Consider the following 17,193-nt stretch of genomic DNA (forward strand, 5'->3'; position numbering starts at 1 on the left):
CGTTTCCGTTTCGAAGCCATAAGCCGCTTTCAGCGACCCTGGTTCCGTTACGCACCGACGGCGAAATCGGACGCCGCGGGACGAAAATCTCCTAGCGGGGAACAGGAACCCTCGCTTGTCCCGTCCCGCCCTTTGGCGTTGTCACATGGCGTTCGACGGAGACGCCCCGGTGACCACCGCCACCCTGACCAAAAAACCTGCCGCCCTTTCCACGCCGCGCCTGACCCACCTCCAGCGTCTGGAGGCCGAAAGCATCCACATCCTGCGCGAGGTGGCGGCCGAAGCCGAGCGGCCGGTCATGCTGTATTCTATCGGCAAGGACTCGGCCGTCATGCTGCATCTGGCGAAGAAGGCCTTCTATCCGTCCAGGCCGCCCTTCCCGCTTCTGCACGTCGACACGACGTGGAAGTTTCGCGCCATGTACGCGATGCGCGAACAGGCGGCGGCCGATCTGGGCGTCGAGCTGCTGGTCCACCAGAACCCCGACGCCCTCGCACGCGGCATCAACCCCTTCGATCACGGCTCGGCCCTGCACACGGATCTGTGGAAGACCGAAGGTCTGAAACAGGCCCTGAATCATTACGGCTTCGACGCGGCCTTCGGCGGCGCGCGTCGCGACGAGGAGAAGTCGCGCGCCAAAGAGCGGATCTTCTCCTTCCGCACCGCCGAACATCGCTGGGACCCCAAGAACCAGCGGCCTGAACTCTGGCGGCTCTACAACACGCGCAAAAAGCCCGGTGAGAGCATTCGCGTCTTCCCGATCTCCAACTGGACCGAGCTGGACGTCTGGCAATACATCCATCTGGAGCGGATCCCCATCGTGCCTCTGTATCTGGCCGCCAAAAGGCCGGTGGTGGAACGTGACGGCGCCCTGATCATGGTCGATGACGACCGGTTCCGCCTGCGTCCCGGCGAGACGCCGCAGATGAAGTCCGTCCGTTTCCGCACCCTGGGCTGCTACCCCCTGACCGGGGCGGTCGAAAGTACGGCCACGACCCTGGCCGAGGTCATTCAGGAAATGCTTCTGACCACCACATCCGAGCGCCAGGGCCGGATGATCGACCACGACCAATCCGCCTCGATGGAGAAGAAGAAGCAGGAGGGCTATTTCTGATGGCTCACCAGTCCGACCTGATCGCCCGCGACATCAACGCCTATCTGGACGCCCACCAGCACAAAAGCCTGCTGCGCTTCATCACCTGCGGCAGCGTGGACGACGGCAAGTCCACCCTGATCGGGCGGTTGCTCTACGATTCCAAGATGATCTTCGAGGATCAAATGGCGGCGCTGGAGGCGGACAGCCGCCGAGTCGGCACGCAAGGCGGCGACATCGACTTCGCCCTGCTGGTCGATGGTCTCGCCGCCGAGCGGGAGCAGGGCATCACCATCGACGTCGCCTATCGATTCTTCTCGACCGAAAAGCGGAAATTCATCGTCGCGGACACGCCGGGTCACGAACAGTACACCCGCAACATGGTCACCGGCGCCTCGACTGCCGACGCCGCCGTCATCCTGATCGACGCCCGGCGCGGCGTGCTGACCCAGACGCGGCGCCACGCCTATCTGGTCAGCCTGCTGGGCATCCGCCACGTCATCCTGGCGGTCAACAAGATGGACCTCATGGGCTGGTCTCGGTCCGTGTTCGACGCCATCGTCGCCGACTTCTCCGACTTCGCCGCCCAGATCGGGCTTCAGGCCTTCGACGCCATCCCGATGTCGGCCCTGCGCGGCGACAACATCGCCGAACCCAGCGCCCATTCGCCCTGGTACGCCGGGCCGCCGCTGATGACCCTGCTGGAAACGCTGGAGGTCGGGGACGCTCTTCAGGCCGACCCCTTCCGCCTGCCGGTGCAGTGGGTCAACCGGCCCAATCTCGACTTCCGCGGCTTCTCCGGCCAGATCGCCGCCGGGACCGTGCGCCCGGGCGATCCCGTCCGCGTCCTGCCGTCGGGCAAGGCCTCGACCGTGGCGCGGATCGTCACCGCCGATGGCGACCTGGATCAGGCCGTCGCCGGTCAGTCGATCACCCTGACCCTGGACGACGAGATCGATGTCTCGCGCGGCGACGTCCTGGCCAGCGCCAACGCCCCGCCCGAGGCGGCCGACCAGTTCGAGGCCACGGTGGTTTGGATGGACGACGAACCCCTGCTGCCGGGCCGGCCTTACCTGCTCAAGATCGGCGCCAAGCTAGTGGGCGCCACGATCACCGAGCCCAAGCACAAGGTGAACGTCAACACCCTGGAGCAGCAGCCGGCCAAGCGGCTGGAGTTGAACGAGATCGGCGTCTGCAACCTGTCGCTGGACGCCCCCGTCGCCTTCGCCCCCTATGACGAGAATAAGGATTTGGGCGGTTTCATCCTGATCGACCGGATCTCGAACCGCACGGTCGGGGCGGGTTTGCTCCACTTCGCCCTGCGCCGCGCCCACAACATCCACTGGCAGGCCCTGTCGGTGGACAAGGCCGCGCGCGCGGCCATCAAAAACCAAAAGGGTCGAGTCATCTGGCTGACCGGCCTGTCGGGCGCGGGCAAATCGACCATCGCCGATCTGGTGGAAAAGCGGCTGCACGCCGACGGTCGCCACACCTATCTGCTGGACGGCGACAATGTCCGCCACGGCCTGAACCGCGATTTGGGATTCACCGAAGAGGACAGGGTCGAGAACATCCGCCGCGTCGCCGAGGTGTCGAAACTGATGGTGGACGCCGGCCTGATCGTCCTGGTCAGCTTCATCTCACCCTTCCGCGCCGAACGCCGTCTGGCCCGCGACCTGCTGGGCGCGGGCGAGTTCGTCGAGGTCCACGTCGACACGCCCCTGGCGGTGGCCGAGGCCCGCGATGTCAAGGGTCTGTACAGGAAGGCCCGCGCGGGAGAGCTCAAGAACTTCACCGGCATCGACAGCCCCTATGAAGCCCCCGAAAGCCCCGAAATCGTCGTGGATACCACCACCATGTCGCCCGAGGACGCCGCCAAGCGCATCGTCGCCTGGCTGGATGGGCGTTTCTCGACCGAGGACTCCGCCATCTAGGTTCGGAACCTTGACCGTTCGCCGGACGCTCTAGGAACTGATGACCAATCCGATCCAGAAGCTGGGCCTCGACACCATCGAACAGTCGCAGATTGCCCGCATCGCCGGGATCAATCTGACGCTGGGCGGTCTGGTCAGCGCGGGTGTGATCCTCCTGATCGCCTTCGCCGCCCATTGGCTCGTGACGCGGTCGCTGCGCCGCGTGCGCGAACGCTCAGACCGCAGCCGTCAGGCGATCTATCTGCTGGAGCGTCTGGCCGGCTACGGCATCATCGTCGTGGGAATCATGTCGGCCCTGTCGGCGGCAGGGCTAAACCTGTCGTCCCTGACCGTCTTCGCCGGCGCTCTGGGCATCGGCGTGGGTCTCGGGCTGCAGGGAGTGGTCAAGGAGTTCGTCTCCGGCCTGTTCCTGATCTTCGACCGGATGGTGTCGGTCGGCGACTATATCGAGATCGAGGACATCGGCATCCGCGGCGCCATCATGGAGATCGGCCCGCGCGCCACCCGTGTCCGCACCAATGACAACGTCAATGTCCTGGTGCCCAACTCGCGCTTCATCGAACAGCCCGTCACCAACTGGACGATGAAGGGCGACACCCGTCGCATCCATGTGCCCTTCACCGTCGCCTATGGCTCGGACCGGGGAAAGGTGCGCGACGCCGTTTTGGCTGCTGCCCGCGCCAGCCCCTTCACCCTGCCGGAGACGGAGGCTCGCAAGAGCCAGGTCTGGCTCGTGGCCTTCGGCGATCGGGGCCTGTCGTTCGAACTGGTGGTCTGGCCGACGCGTGACGCCGTCAAACGCCCGGCGGCCATGCATGCCGCCTACACCTGGCTGATCGCCGACGCCCTGGACGCGGCGGGCGTCGAGGTGCCGGTGCCCCAGACCGATCTTCGCCTGCGCACCGCCTTCGGCCTGGACGGCGAGGAGGCCTTGAAGCGCCTCGGCTACGGCGTCGGCTCACCGCCGCGACCGACCGGCCCGCAAAGTCCCGCCCGAACCGCCAACGACGCCGCCGACGACGTCATGGCCGACGACGAGGCCGAGACGCCGGAACCGCCCGCTCCGCCCAAGGCGCGTCAGACGGACTGAGCCGCCTTGGCCTTCGACCGCCAGGCATGCAGCAACGGCTCGGTATAACCGTTCGGCTGCTCGACGCCTTCGAACACCAGCGCCCGCGCCGCCTGATAGGCCAGACTGTTATCCGGGTCCGTCGCCATCGGCCGATACAGCGGATCGCCCGCATTCTGCCCATCCACCTTGGCCGCCATGCGCTGGAAAGCCGCCTCAACCTGATCGGCCGTGCAGACCCCGTGCAGCAGCCAGTTGGCGATATGCTGCGAACTGATCCGCAGCGTCGCCCGGTCCTCCATCAGGCCGATGTCGTGGATGTCCGGCACCTTGGAACACCCCACCCCCTGGTCGATCCAGCGCACGACATAGCCCAGTATGCCCTGGGCGTTGTTGTCCAACTCGGCCGCCACCTCGTCCTCGGACCAGTTGACGCCATTCGCCAGCGGCGGGGTCAGCAAGGCCTCCAGCCCCGGCGTCTCGCGCCCAGCTACATCTTTCTGAACCGCGAAGACATCGACCGCATGATAGTGCAGCGCATGCAGGGTCGCCGCCGTCGGCGAGGGCGTCCAGGCGGTGTTCGCGCCCGTCTTCGGATGACCGATCTTCTGCTCCAGCATGTCCGCCATCCGGTCCGGCGCCGCCCACATCCCCTTGCCGATCTGAGCCTTGCCGGACAGCCCGCATTTCAGGCCGATGGCGACGTTTCTCGCCTCATAGGCCGCGATCCAGGCGCTGGACTTGATGTCGGCCTTTCGCACCACCGGCCCGGCCTGCATGGCCGTGTGGATCTCGTCGCCGGTGCGATCCAAAAAGCCGGTGTTAATGAAGACGATCCGGTCCTTCACCGCCTGAATGCAGGCCGCCAGATTGGCTGAAGTCCGCCGTTCCTCGTCCATCACCCCGACCTTGATCGCATGGCGCGGCAGGGCCAGCAGATCCTCGACCGCGTCGAACAGCCGATCGGTGAAGGCGGCCTCGTCCGGCCCGTGCATCTTGGGTTTAACGATATAGACCGAGCCGGTCGCGCTGTTGCCGAACCCGCCCAACCCCCTAATGTCATACTGCGCGATCAGGCTGGTCACGATGGCATCCATGATCCCTTCGGGCACCTGCGACCCGTCAGACAGACGGATGGCCGGGGTCGTCATCAGATGCCCGACATTGCGCACGAACAGCAGGCTGCGCCCCTTCAGGATTACCGACGACCCGTCCGGCGCGGTCCACTGACGATCCGGCTCCAGAGCGCGGGTCAGGGTCTCGCCGCCCTTCTTGAACGTCGCGGACAGGTCGCCGCGCATCAGACCCAGCCAGTTGCGATAGGCCTCGGCCTTGTCCGCCGCATCGACGGCCGCGACGGAATCCTCCAGATCGACGATGGTCGACAGGGCCGATTCCAGCACCACGTCCGCCAGACCCGCCGCATCGCCGCGCCCCACCGGGTGGCTTCGGTCGATCACCAGTTCGATGTGCAGCCCGTTGTTGACCAGCAGGATTGAGGCGGGCGCGCTGGCCTCGCCGGTAAAGCCGACGAACTGTCCCGCATCCTTCAGCGCAGGCGACAACGCGCCGTCGATCACCGACCAGCCGGCGACATCCGTATGCGATCCCTCCGCCAGCGGCGCCGCCTCGTCCAAAAAGGCCTTGGCCCGCGCGACGACCCGTGCGCCGCGCGCCGCGTCATAGCCGCCGCCGGCCGGCAGGTCGCCCAACGCATCCGTGCCGTAAAGCGCGTCATACAGGCTGCCCCACCGTGCATTGGCGGCGTTCAGCAGGAAGCGAGCGTTCAGCACCGGCACGACCAACTGCGGCCCGGCCATGCGTGCGATCTCGGCGTCCACACCTTCCGTCCCGATCGTGAACGGCGCCGGCTCCTCGACCAGATAGCCGATCTCTTTCAGAAAGGCCTGCGACGCCGCCACATCATAGGGCTGGCTCCGCCGCGCCCGATGCCAGTCGTCGATCTGCGCCTGCAAGGCGTCGCGTCGCGCCAGCAGCGCCCGGTTCTCGAGCGCGAACCGCTCGAAGATCGCCGCCGCCCCGCTCCAGAAGGCCGCCGCATCAAGCCCCAGCCCCGGCAGTACATCCTGCTCGATCAGGGCGATCAGTTCGCCAGCGACCTTCAGCCCTGCGCGATCTTCATGGGTCGTCATGACGGCCTCTCTCCGGCGCGACGCCGGCCTGTAACAATGCGTGATCAGGTAAGCCGAGGCCGGACACTGGCGCAAGGGTCACGTCGCGTCATCGCAGTCGCTTTTCGTTCAAGGCGACGGCCGGCTGGTCAGAAACTCTTAACCGCGTCCGTGAACGGGACCGCAAGCGGCAGCGCCTATTGTGAGCTTACGGACGAACTCGCGTCCGGCCAGTCGAGCGTCTCGCCCATGCTGTTTCTTCTGAACGATGTCGTGTTCGACCTGGACGAGGCCTGCCCGGTCACGCCCGCCGACGCGCGCCGGTTCGAGAAGCTGGGTCTGGACTATCTGCTGGAATTGGGTTGCGAACTGTTCGCCGAGGACCCGCTGCTTCACCGCAACGATCCCGAACGCGCCCGTCGCCTGGCCTGGCTGATCGCAGAGCGTAGCCCCGACGTGAACGCCGCCCTGTTCGCGGCGCCCGCCCCCGCCTGCAATCCCGACCTCGTCGAGCCGCGCTTCTGCACCCTGCCCGAACAGGTGATGCGCCAGCTTCAGGCCAAGGGCCGTCGCCTCGACGCCGTCTCCGCAGACCGCGCCGTCTGGAACCGCCTGGCCGCCTGATCGCGGCCTGAAACGCCGTCAGAAGACGGCGTTGAACACCACATGGACCAGCGTCGCCACGGCTACGATAAAGCCGAAGCCGACGACCAGCCCCACCGCCGGATGCAGCGGCGCCCGCTCACGCGGCGCATGGGCGATACGGTCTTGAGGATGGATGACAGCCATCGTCCTTGTCCTTTCCCTATGATCCCGGATCGATCCGGGAGGGGAGCGTCGGACTCTGACGGCCTGATCGTCTCCTCCAGAACCGAGCATGACTCCGATAGCCCTTCGTGGCGAGGGGTTATTTTACGTGGACCAATCGGCTGGACGTCGGCGCGTGGAAGTTGCACCTTCGCCCTCAAGGGATGTTCGGGACTGATTGTATGAGTTCGAAGCTGGTAACCTGCGCCATTTCGGCGGTGGGATCGATTGTGTTTGCTGCAATGGCTCAGCCAGCGCGGGCGGACTGGCTGCGGGCCGAAAGCGAACGGTTCATCGTCTATAGCGACGGCGGCGAGCGCGCCCTGCGCGATTACGTCCAAAAACTTGAGATTTTCGATCGTGTCATGCAGGTCCGACACGGCGGCTCGATGTCGGATGAGCCGCAGCGCAAGATGCCGATCTATCTCGTCGGCGGTCGCCGAGGCCTGACGCGTGTGCACCCGCAGAGCGGTGAAAACACGATGGGCACCTACTTCCCGACGGAAGAGGATATCTTTGCGGTCGCCATCAGAGGCGACGGCGACGGCGGGATGTCGGGCGACGACATCCTGATGCACGAATACGCCCACCACTTCATGCTGGGCAACTTCCCCGGATCCTACCCGGCGTGGTTCGTCGAAGGCTTTGCCGAATACTACATGACCGCGGACATCGACGTCCGAGATCGGAAAGTTCAACTGGGCCAGTTTAACCAAAACCGTGCCTACTGGATTATGGCGGAAACCTGGATCCCGCTTGATGTCCTGCTGACCAAGCGTCCGGGTGAAGTTCGATCCGAGAGTCAGAAAGCGACCTACTATCCGATCGCCTGGCTGCTGACCCACTGGTTCATCAGCGATCCTGCGCGCCTGGAGCAGTTGGAAGACTATCTGAAGCGCGTTTCGGGCGGCGAGGACTCCGTAGCTGCGATGGAGGCTTCCACTGGAATGTCGCTTCGTGACCTTCAGGTCGCGCTTCGACGCTACACCCGTGGTCGCCTGATGGGCAGGACGCTCAGCGGCCAGTTTCCAACGGCCGACATCGTCGTCACGCGACTGTCGCCCGCCGCCGATGATCTGCTGCTCATCAATCAACGGCTCAAGATCGGCGTCCCTGACGAAGATCGCCAGGCCTTGGGCCAAGAGGTCGCCAGGCTGGCGGCCCGGCATGGCGACGATCCTTTGGCCTTGCTCGCAGCCGGCCATGCCGGTCTCCATTTCGGCGATCGCGCCGCTGGCGAACGTGCGCTTCAACGCCTGCTGGAAATCAATCCGAACCATGTCGAAGCCCTGCAGTTCCTGGCGCAGGAGCGGCTCAAACAAGCGCGCGAGGCCGAAGACGACGACCAGGCTCAGGCGCTGCGCGTCCAGGCGCGCGGCTATCTCTCTCGCGCCTATGCAGCCGGTCAGAACGACTACCGCACCCTTATGCTGATGTCCGAACTCCGTCGGACCCAGCCCGGCTATCCTAACGAAAACGATTTGCTGACCCTGGGCCTGGCGCTGGATCGCGCCCCTCAACTGGCGGCGGTGCGCTTCCCCTATGCGGACGCCCTGGTGAAAACCGGCAAGCCGGAAGAGGCGATCGCGGTGCTGAAACCGGTGGCCAACAATCCCCACGGCGGCGCCGCCTCCGTCTTCGCAAGCGGCATGATCGCCGCCATCGAAAAGGGCCAGGCCTTGCCGGAAATCACGCAAGATGCCGAAGCGCCTCAGATCAGCGAGCCGGAGCCGGAAACCCCTCCGCAAACACCGTCTGAATCCGCCCCATCTCCCGCCAACGAGTGACTTTCGGCGCGCGGCAGGGTAGTCGCGCGCCATGTCCTCCTTGACCCTGCCTGAAGAAGCGGCGCGCCGCCGAACCTTCGCCATCATCGCCCACCCGGATGCGGGCAAGACGACCCTGACCGAGCATATCCTGCTGGCAGGCGGCGCCATTCGTGCGGCCGGCGCGGTGCGGGCGCGCGGCGAGAACCGCCGCACGCGTTCGGACTGGATGAAGATCGAGAAGGAGCGGGGCATCTCGGTCAGCGCCTCGGTCATGACGTTCGAGCACGACGGCAAGATGTTCAACCTGCTCGATACGCCCGGGCACGAGGACTTCTCCGAAGACACCTATCGCACCCTGACCGCCGCCGACTGCGCCATCATGGTGCTGGACGCCGCCAAGGGTATCGAGCCGCAGACGCTGAAGCTGTTCGAGGTCTGCCGCCTGCGCGACATCCCGATCATCACCTTCATCAACAAGCTGGACCGCGAGGCCCAGGACCCGATGGCCCTGCTGGACGACATCGCGTCACGCCTTCAGTTGGACCCCGCCCCGATCTGGTGGCCGGCCGAGAGCGGCAATCGCCTGCGCGGCATGGTCGAGGTCGGCACCGGCCGGTTCCAGCCCTATACCCGCAAGGCCGCCGGTTCGGCGGAGGATCCCGAACACCCCCCCGCCCTGCCGCTGGACCAGGCGGCCCAGTATTTCGAGGCGGGCGAGCAGGACAACCTCGCCGAGGCCGTCGAACTGGTCGAGGGCGGCTATCCGGCCTTTGATCGCCAGGCCTTCCTGGAAGGTCACATGACGCCGGTGCTGTGGGGATCGGCGCTTCGTCACTTCGGCATCGACGAACTGCTGAAGGCCATCGGCGACTGGGCCCCGGCGCCCAAGGTCATGAAGGCCAAAAAGGAATCCCCACCCGAGACCCGCAACGCCCCCGCCCCCGTCGAGACCGAGGTCGAACCAGGATCCAACGAAGTCACCGGCTTCGTCTTCAAGGTTCAGGCGAACATGGACCCCAACCACCGCGACCGGATCGCGATGTTCCGTATGGCGTCGGGCGCCTTCAAGCGCGGCATGAAGCTGAAGGTGCAGAACACCGGCAAGTCCCTGTCGGTCAATGCGCCGATTATGTTCTTCGCCTCGGATCGGGAACTGGCCGACGACGCCTTCGCCGGCGACGTGATCGGCATTCCGAACCACGGCGTGCTGCGCGTCGGCGACAGCCTGTCGGAGAGCGGCGTGGTCCGTTTCGCGGGCCTGCCGAACTTTGCGCCGGAAATCCTGCAACGGGTTCGCGTGAAGGATCCCCTGAAGGCCAAACACCTGAAGAAGGCGCTGGAAGGTCTGGCCGAGGAAGGCGTGACCCAGCTGTTCCGTCCCGAAATCGGCTCGGACTTCATCGTCGGCGCCGTGGGCCAGCTGCAGTTCGAGGTCATGGCAGACCGTCTGGGCGAGGAGTACGGCCTGGACGTCGTCTTCGAACCCTCCCCCTACGCAGAGGCGCGCTGGATCGCTCCAGGCGCGGAGGGCTCCGACGCGGACGTCGAGGACTTCAGCGGCAAATACCGTCCCCAGATGGCGCGCGACATCGACCAGGCCCCGGTCTTCCTGGCCAAGTCGAGCTGGGAAACCGGCTATGTCGGCGAACGCTTCCCCAAGATCGCCTTCACCAAGACGAAGGAACGCGGGTAAGCCCAGGCGCCGCAAACGACTTCCTTTGGTCACGCGGCTGAGCCATTCTCAGGTCATGTCGACGCTTCTCGCCTTCGCCAGCACCGTCTTAATGCTGCAGGCCGCCCCTTCCGTGGGGCTGGTTTCGTATGACGAGGCGGTGCGCTGTGCGGGCCTGACCCAGGCCGCGTCGGAGCTGGAAGGCGGCGAGAGCGCGCAAGGCCGGCGGCTGTATGACGCCGCCCTCTACTGGTCCCTTGCGGCCATGCAGGCCGCGACGGCGGCGGGCAAGGCGGCGCCGGCCGCCGAGGCCGATCAGACCCGCGCGCGCATCGCCGCAGTGCGTCAGCTCAACGCTGAGGCGCCCGAGGCGCGCGCCAACCTGCAACGCTGCCAGCAGAAGACGCCGAAACTCGACTAGGTCGCCGGCTTAAGGCCAAGCCGAACCGCATTCCCGGCGCTGCGTTTGCATTGGACGCCGGAGGTGACGCAGTCTGCGTCCCGAAGCGGGATAACCGAGGTCCAGCATGTTCGAATTCGGCCGTGATCTTCGAAAACTCTTCGCCCAGGCGCGAGAGAGCGAAGACCTGGGCTGGGTCGAACTGATCGGCGCGGATCTGCTGCGCGCCGAAGCGAGACGCGAGGCCACGGACGCCGGACGCGTCTCCTGCGCCCGTCCCTTCGAGACCGAAAACCGCGCCTGCGCCCTGTGGCGCGAACACGCCCGACGCACCGGCGCCGCCGACAGTCTGGACCGAGCCGAACGCTGCGCCGACAGCCTGGCGCGTTCAGCCGTGGGCGAGGACCAGATCGCGCGGGCCGCCATGGCGAAGGCGGCGGTGCTGATGCTGCGCTTTGATCTGTGCGGCGATCCCGCCCGTCTGGATCGCGCTGCGACGACCCTTGCGGCGGTCGGACAACCGCGCAGCCGACGCATCGCGATCAGCATGGCCGCGCTTCACGCCCGGCTGACGGTCCGCACCGCCCGGCTGAGCGGCGACATCGCCCGCCTTCATCAGGCGGCTGTCTTGATGGATGAGGCGGTGCGCAGAGACGACGCCGAGGACATGGATCTGCGTATGGATCGCGCGGCCCTGTCGCTGGAAATGGGCGTGGTGCAGCGCGACGTGCATCGTCTGGATCAGGCCGGCCGCGACCTGGGCGCCCTGGTCGAGGCCGCATCCCCTGACCATCGCCCCCTGACCCGCGCCCGCGCCCTGGCTCTATGCGGCGCTGGCCTGTCGGCCTTGGCCGCCATCGCGGGGCATGACGAGGCCCGCAATCAGGGGCGGATCATGTTCGACGCCGCCGCCGATCAGTTCACCCCGGATCACAGCCCGCTGGATTGGGCCGCGATCCAGGTGCTGCGTGTCGGCGACGACGCCCAGCCGCTGATGCTGCTGACCCAGGCGGAGGCCCTGACGCAGGGCGGCGAACTGATCATTGGCGCCCTGGCGCGCGAACGGCGCATCACGCGTGAGGTGGCCCTGGCCGAGGCGGTGAAGAACCTGACCGCCCTGATGACGCTGGAGACCCGGTTGCGGGCGCGCATGGCGACGGCGACGCCGCTCGACTGGGCCGCCGATCAGATCGGCATGGCCGAGATCATGTTGGCGCGGCATCGTCTGGGCGGCGTCGTCCCGACCGATCTGGGGCTGATCCTGGGCGAGGCGGCGATGACCGCACGGGAACTGGGCGTCGACGCCCTCGCCGACCGCGCCGAGACGCTTCTGAGGGCCTAGACCTCAGCCGCCCATGGCGACGAAGGCGCCGTTCAGGAACCGCGTCTTGCCATAGGCCATCCGCTGCCCGTCATCGGCCAGAACCCGCCCGCCGGCGGCTTCCAGCACCGCCTGTCCCGCTGCGGTGTCCCATTCCGAGGTCGGGCCCGTGCGCGGATAGGCATCGAACCGCCCCTCGGCGATCAGACAGAATTTCAGTGACGAATCCGTCCCCTGCCAGCGCGAGCAGCCGTGACGGGCGGCCAGACGCGTCGCCTCTTCGTCGGTGACGCTGTGGCTCAGCAGGGCCATGCCTTCCTGCGGCCGGTCGCGCACCCGGATCGGACGCCAGTCCTCGCCCGAATGGGCCTCGCCGGCCTGAAGGGCGCCGAACTGACGCCGGAAGGCGCCGCCCTCGGGCTTGTCGGTGCGCCAGGTCGTCGCCGTCGCCGGCGCCGTCACCACGCCCGCGACCGGATAGCCGTCATGGATCAGGGCGATATTGACGGTGAAGGCCTCGCCCCCACGCACGAAACCCCGCGTGCCGTCCAATGGATCGATCAGCCAGAACCAGTCCTCGGCGGTTTCAGGCGCGCCGTCGGCCGACACGGCTTCCTCCGCCACCGTCTGCACGCCCGGATACAGGGCCGCCAACCGTTCCAGGATCAGAGCCTCGGCCGCCCGGTCGGCCTGGGTCACCGGACTATCGTCCGACTTCGTTTCGACCGCCGTGCCTGCGCGCCAATAGGGCAGGATCAGCCGCGCGGCCTCCTCAGCGATCTCGGCGATGGCCAGGGACAGCGCGCCGGACGTCAGATCGCGCTCAAGAGCAGATGTGGAAGAGGTCGTCATTGGCGGGTCGATAGACCATCCGGGCGGTTCCATGAACCGGCAAATCACTCCAACTTCGCGCGCGACACGAACTGTGACCTGAGCGCGCCAGACATCATGACCTCCCCCCACGACACAGACGCCGCTCCGCTGGACCTTCCGGTCGATGGGACGGAGCTGGCGACCTATATCGCGGCCAAGCTGTGCCATGACTTCATCAGCCCGTCGGGCGCCATCGTCTCCGGCCTGGACCTGATGCAGGACCCGACGGCTCAGGACATGCGCGACGACGCCCTGGCCCTGATCGAGCAGAGCGCCAGGAAGATGGTCGCCCTGGTTCACTTCGCTCGCGTCGCCTTCGGCGCCGCCACCACCAGCGAGAAGTTCACAACCCGCGAGATCGAAGGCCTGGTGTCCGGCATGGTCCAGGGGGGCCGCGCCTCGCTGGACTGGCGCATCGCCGACGGCGAGTTCACCAAGCCCCAGGCCCGCGCCCTGACCAACCTCGCCTATCTGACCGTCGGCGCCCTGCCGATGGGCGGCGTCGCCACCATTCAGTCGCGGATGGAAAACGGCCTGCTCTATCTGGAAGGCTTCGCCGAGGGCGCCCGCGCAAGGCTGAAGCCCGAGGCCGTCACGGGTCTGGCCGGCGAACGCCTGGTCGAGGGCCTGGCCGGCCAGTGGATCCAGCCCTACTGGCTGTGGCTGACCGTAAACGAGGCCGGCGGCGCTCTACGCGTCAAGGTTGAAGACGGAAAGGTCGCACTGGTCGCGCGAATGCCCGCCTGAGGCGTTTCCAAACGACTCATTAACTGGCGTTTGAGATAAAAACAGTCCATGCGCCACGGGCGAAAGCCGTCGTGTCATTGAGGGATCGACCTTGGACTTCCGAACCTGCCTGATCGTCGACGACAGCCGCATCATCCGCAAGGTTGCGCGCCGCATCGTCGAGGGCCTGGGCTATGAGGTCGATGAGGCGGCGGACGGCTCCGAAGCCCTGGCCTATTGCACCGGCGCCATGCCCGACGTCCTGCTGGTGGACTGGAACATGCCCGTGATGGACGGCATCACCTTCCTGCGTCGCCTGCGCGCCATGCCGGGCGGCAAGCAACCCAAGGTGCTGTTCTGCACGATCGAGACCCGCCCCGAGCGGATCGCCGAAGCCCTGGCGGCCGGCGCCGACGACTATGTGATGAAGCCGTTCGACGGCGAAATCCTGCAATCCAAGTTGACGGAGGTCGGAGCGATCGCCGCATGACGCCAGAGGACTTCGACAAGCTGCAGTCCCTTCTCGCCACCCGCGCCGGCTATCGGCTGTCGCGAGATCGCATCCACCTGGCCGAACACCGGCTGGGTCCGATCGCGCGGCGTGAGGGCTACGCCAATGTCGAGGCTCTGCTGACGAACCTGTGGGCCAATCCGGTCGCCTCGCTGGCCTGGTCGGTGATCGAGGCCCTGCTGAACGCCGAGACCTGGTTCCGTCGCGACCGCACCCCTTTCCGCATTCTCGAAACCGAACTGCTGCCGGCCCTGTCCAAGGCGCGGCCCGACGGGCGGATCAAGATCTGGTCGGCCGGCTGCTCGACCGGCCAAGAGGCCTGGTCCATCGCCATGACGGCCAGGGAGATCGGCGTCGATGTCGATCTGGTCGCCACCGACCTGTCGCAGCGCGCGATCGAGAAGGCGCGCTCGGGCCTCTATACCGGCTTCGAGATTCAGCGCGGGCTTACGGCCAAAACCATGCTGCGCTGGTTCGAGCCGCGAGAAGACCAGTGGATCGTCAAGGCCGAACTGGCCGACGCCGTGCGTTTCGGTCGCGCCAACCTGCTGGACGAACCGACCGATGACGCCCGTTTCGACGTCATCTTCTGCCGCAATGTCATGACCGATATGGACCCGTCGCGCCGGGCGCGTCTTCTCGACGGACTGGAGCGCCGCCTGGTCGATGACGGGTGCCTTCTTCTGGGCGTGGACGAGAGTCTTGAAGGCGAGACGGTCGCCTTCCGCGCCGTGAACGGCCGCCGAGGCCTGTATGTAAAGGCGCCGTCCGCGCTTCGCCGCGCCGCCTGAACCCGCCCTTTATGGGGGCGATCAGCCCGCGTGCAGTTCCTGCTTCACACGCTCCGCCAGCGTCTTGATGTCCAGCGGCTTGGGCAGGAAGGACACGCCCGTCTCGTCTTGCAACAGGTCCGAGAAGTCGCTCTCGGCATAGCCCGAGATAAACATGACCGGCGCGTCGCCCAGATATTTGCGCGCCTTCTTCAGCAAGGACGGCCCGTCCAGCCCCGGCATGATGACGTCGGAGATCATCATGTCGATCTGGCCGGCGTGTTCCTCGGCCAGCAGCAGGGCCTCCTCGCCGTCGGCGGCCTCGATGACTTCATAGCCGCGCTGGCGCAGCAGCCGGGCGGCGATGCCGCGCACGGCGTCCTCGTCCTCGACGAACAGGATGCGGCCAGCGCCTGACAGGTCGCGCGGCGCCTTGGCCTTGACCTCGACCGGCTGAACCTCGGCCAGCTCCGCCTCGCCCGCCGCCGGCAGGAAGATGCGGAAGGCGGCGCCCGCGCCTTCGATATTGCTGACGGTGATGTGGCCGCCCGCCTGCTGCACGATGCCATAGACGGTGGCCAGACCCATGCCGGTGCCCTCGTTCACCGCCTTGGTGGTGAAGAAGGGTTCGAAGATCTTGTCCGCCAGTTCGGGCGGCACGCCGGGTCCGGTGTCCGAGACCTCGATCAGGGCCACCTCGTCCGTCGGCGCATCAACCCAGCCCAGGGCTCGCGCCTCGTCGCCCGTCAGGCGGCGCGTGGCGATGGTGACGACGCCGGCGCCCGGCTCGACCACGCCGCGCATGGCGTCGCGCGCGTTGACGGCCAGGTTCATCACCGCCGTCTCCAGCTGAGACTTGTCGGCCAGCACGACTGGCAGGTCGCGTCCGTAGTCGGTCTCCAGCCGGACGTCCTCGCGCAGCAGCCGCCGCAGCAGGATGGCGAACTCGCCGACCAGTTCGCCCAGGTCCAGCCGCTCGCGCCGCACCGTGGACTTGCGCGAGAAGGCCAGCAGCTTGCGCACCAGGTCGGCCGCGCGAATGGCCGTCTGACGGATCTCGTTCAACCCCTCGTACGAAGGGTCGCCCACCGGGTGCCGTTCCAGCAGACCCGAGAGCTGAAGCTGGATCGCCGTCAGCAGATTGTTGAAGTCGTGCGCCACGCCCCCGGCCAGCTGGCCCACGGCCTGCATCTTCTGGGCCTGGTTGAGCTGAAGCTCCATCGACTTCTGACCCGAGACGTCGAACAGCCAGATGCGCCGTTTGTCGCCCTCGGGCGCCACATACAGATGCAGCATCTTGTCGGGGTAGGCCCGCGCGACCAGTTCGATCGGGCCCGACGATCCGCCCGCCAGCTTCAGCCGCGCCTCGGCGATTCCGCCCGGATCGAACAGATGACCAAAGGCTGCATCGCGCGCCGCCCCCGGTCCGGTCAGAACGGCAAGCGCCGGATTGGCCTCTTCCGCGCGGCCGGAAAACAGGTCGTCGCCGCCGATCACGGCCGAGCCGAACGGCGCCCCGGCGGCCATGGCCCGCGCCTCGCCGGTCGCTGCGGCGGCCGGCGTGTGGACGGGCGCGGCGGCGATGGGCAGGACGGCGTCCGGCGCCGCGCGCATCAGGAACCTGCCCTCGCCCGTCTTTCCATCGCCGATCTGGCCGATGACGACCTCGACCTCGCGCTGTCCAATCATGACGATGGCGCGGCCCGGCTCGCCTTTGCGCGCCTGGGCGAAGGCCATGTAGAGGGCCTGGGCCGACTTGCCGCGCGGCAGGGCGCCGGTCGCGCCATTGGCCTCGGACCAGGCGGCGTTGAAGGCCAGGATCTGTCCTGAATCCCAGACCAGCGCCGCCGGTTCGGCCATGGCGTCCAGCACCTCGATGGCCGCATCGCTGCTCGGCTTGGCGTCCGCCGCCCGGCGGAAGCCGAACAGACCGATCAGGGCGATCGCGCCCACGGTCAGGATCAGCACCAGTCCCGGCGCCGAGGTCGGGTTGGCGCGAAACGCCGGATAGGCCAACGCCGCAATCGCCGCCACGACGCCGAACGCCATCACGCCGGACAACAGGTCGAACGAAGGGCGGCGGGTGGACGTCATACAGCCTCGCGAATCAGTGTTG

General features: G+C 66.9%; 15 protein-coding genes. 11 read left to right on the forward strand and 4 right to left on the reverse strand.

The features are described from left to right. The first annotated feature begins 145 nt into the window (after nt 1-145). Genes cysD through E4341_RS00080 form a run of 3 tightly spaced genes read left to right on the forward strand, consistent with a single transcriptional unit; the run spans nt 146 to nt 4,117 of the window. Nucleotides 146-1,114, forward strand: a complete 969-nt coding sequence (gene cysD, locus E4341_RS00070; RefSeq protein WP_165113768.1) for a sulfate adenylyltransferase subunit CysD — start codon at nt 146-148, stop codon at nt 1,112-1,114. Further along, complete coding sequence (gene cysN / locus E4341_RS00075) at nt 1,114-3,027, forward strand: sulfate adenylyltransferase subunit CysN (RefSeq protein WP_165113792.1); 1,914 nt, start codon at nt 1,114-1,116, stop codon at nt 3,025-3,027. The genes cysD and cysN overlap by 1 nt, the downstream gene beginning before the upstream one ends. Before the next feature lie 40 nt (nt 3,028-3,067). After that, entirely contained in the window at nt 3,068-4,117 is a 1,050-nt protein-coding gene (locus E4341_RS00080; protein WP_165113810.1) for a mechanosensitive ion channel family protein, read from the forward strand. On the opposite strand, the gene E4341_RS00085 is transcribed toward E4341_RS00080, so the two are convergent. Beyond that, on the reverse strand, nt 4,105-6,249 hold the full coding sequence (locus E4341_RS00085; RefSeq protein ID WP_165113813.1) for a malate synthase G: 2,145 nt from the start codon (nt 6,247-6,249) through the stop codon (nt 4,105-4,107). The genes E4341_RS00080 and E4341_RS00085 overlap by 13 nt on opposite strands. A gap of 228 nt (nt 6,250-6,477) precedes the next feature. Between E4341_RS00085 and E4341_RS00090 the strand changes: the two genes are divergently transcribed. After that, nucleotides 6,478-6,852 carry a hypothetical protein gene (locus tag E4341_RS00090; protein ID WP_055753868.1) on the forward strand — a complete coding sequence of 125 codons (375 nt, stop codon included), beginning with the start codon at nt 6,478-6,480 and terminating at the stop codon, nt 6,850-6,852. 18 nt (nt 6,853-6,870) lie between these two features. Here the strand turns inward: E4341_RS00090 and E4341_RS00095 are convergent, their stop codons facing one another. Further along, on the reverse strand, nt 6,871-7,017 hold the full coding sequence (locus E4341_RS00095; protein ID WP_165113816.1) for a hypothetical protein: 147 nt from the start codon (nt 7,015-7,017) through the stop codon (nt 6,871-6,873). A 200-nt stretch (nt 7,018-7,217) separates the two neighbouring features. Here E4341_RS00095 and E4341_RS00100 point away from each other — a divergent pair, with 200 nt between their 5' ends. From E4341_RS00100 to E4341_RS00115, 4 genes are all read left to right on the forward strand, one after another. Then, entirely contained in the window at nt 7,218-8,822 is a 1,605-nt protein-coding gene (locus tag E4341_RS00100; protein ID WP_205751327.1) for a hypothetical protein, read from the forward strand. A 31-nt stretch (nt 8,823-8,853) separates the two neighbouring features. Further along, a complete protein-coding gene (locus E4341_RS00105) occupies nt 8,854-10,497 on the forward strand; it encodes a peptide chain release factor 3 (protein WP_066629565.1) in 1,644 nt (547 codons plus the stop codon). Nucleotides 10,498-10,552: 55 nt separating this feature from the next. Further along, entirely contained in the window at nt 10,553-10,897 is a 345-nt protein-coding gene (locus E4341_RS00110; protein ID WP_165113818.1) for a hypothetical protein, read from the forward strand. Between the two features lie 106 nt (nt 10,898-11,003). Beyond that, nucleotides 11,004-12,218 (forward strand): hypothetical protein, encoded by a 1,215-nt coding sequence (locus tag E4341_RS00115; RefSeq protein WP_165113820.1) that lies wholly within the window; start codon nt 11,004-11,006, stop codon nt 12,216-12,218. A gap of 3 nt (nt 12,219-12,221) precedes the next feature. Here the strand turns inward: E4341_RS00115 and cysQ are convergent, their stop codons facing one another. Beyond that, nucleotides 12,222-13,049, reverse strand: coding sequence for a 3'(2'),5'-bisphosphate nucleotidase CysQ (cysQ, locus tag E4341_RS00120; RefSeq protein WP_165113822.1), 828 nt, complete (start codon nt 13,047-13,049; stop codon nt 12,222-12,224). A 96-nt stretch (nt 13,050-13,145) separates the two neighbouring features. Here cysQ and chpT point away from each other — a divergent pair, with 96 nt between their 5' ends. The 3 genes from chpT to E4341_RS00135 all read left to right on the forward strand — a co-directional run bounded on the left by chpT (nt 13,146) and on the right by E4341_RS00135 (nt 15,098). Continuing rightward, complete coding sequence (gene chpT, locus E4341_RS00125; RefSeq protein ID WP_165113825.1) at nt 13,146-13,817, forward strand: histidine phosphotransferase ChpT; 672 nt, start codon at nt 13,146-13,148, stop codon at nt 13,815-13,817. 91 nt (nt 13,818-13,908) lie between these two features. Continuing rightward, nucleotides 13,909-14,286 carry a response regulator gene (locus E4341_RS00130; RefSeq protein WP_017505646.1) on the forward strand — a complete coding sequence of 126 codons (378 nt, stop codon included), beginning with the start codon at nt 13,909-13,911 and terminating at the stop codon, nt 14,284-14,286. Then, on the forward strand, nt 14,283-15,098 hold the full coding sequence (locus tag E4341_RS00135) for a protein-glutamate O-methyltransferase CheR (RefSeq protein WP_153925452.1): 816 nt from the start codon (nt 14,283-14,285) through the stop codon (nt 15,096-15,098). Before E4341_RS00130 ends, E4341_RS00135 begins: the two co-directional genes overlap by 4 nt. A gap of 21 nt (nt 15,099-15,119) precedes the next feature. Here E4341_RS00135 and cckA read toward each other — a convergent pair whose 3' ends face one another. Next, nucleotides 15,120-17,171 carry a cell cycle histidine kinase CckA gene (gene cckA / locus E4341_RS00140; protein ID WP_055806826.1) on the reverse strand — a complete coding sequence of 684 codons (2,052 nt, stop codon included), beginning with the start codon at nt 17,169-17,171 and terminating at the stop codon, nt 15,120-15,122. Nucleotides 17,172-17,193: the final 22 nt, after the last annotated feature.

This window comes from Brevundimonas sp. 'scallop' (genome assembly GCF_011045535.1).
In the GTDB taxonomy this organism is placed as follows: Bacteria; Pseudomonadota; Alphaproteobacteria; order Caulobacterales; family Caulobacteraceae; genus Brevundimonas; species Brevundimonas vesicularis.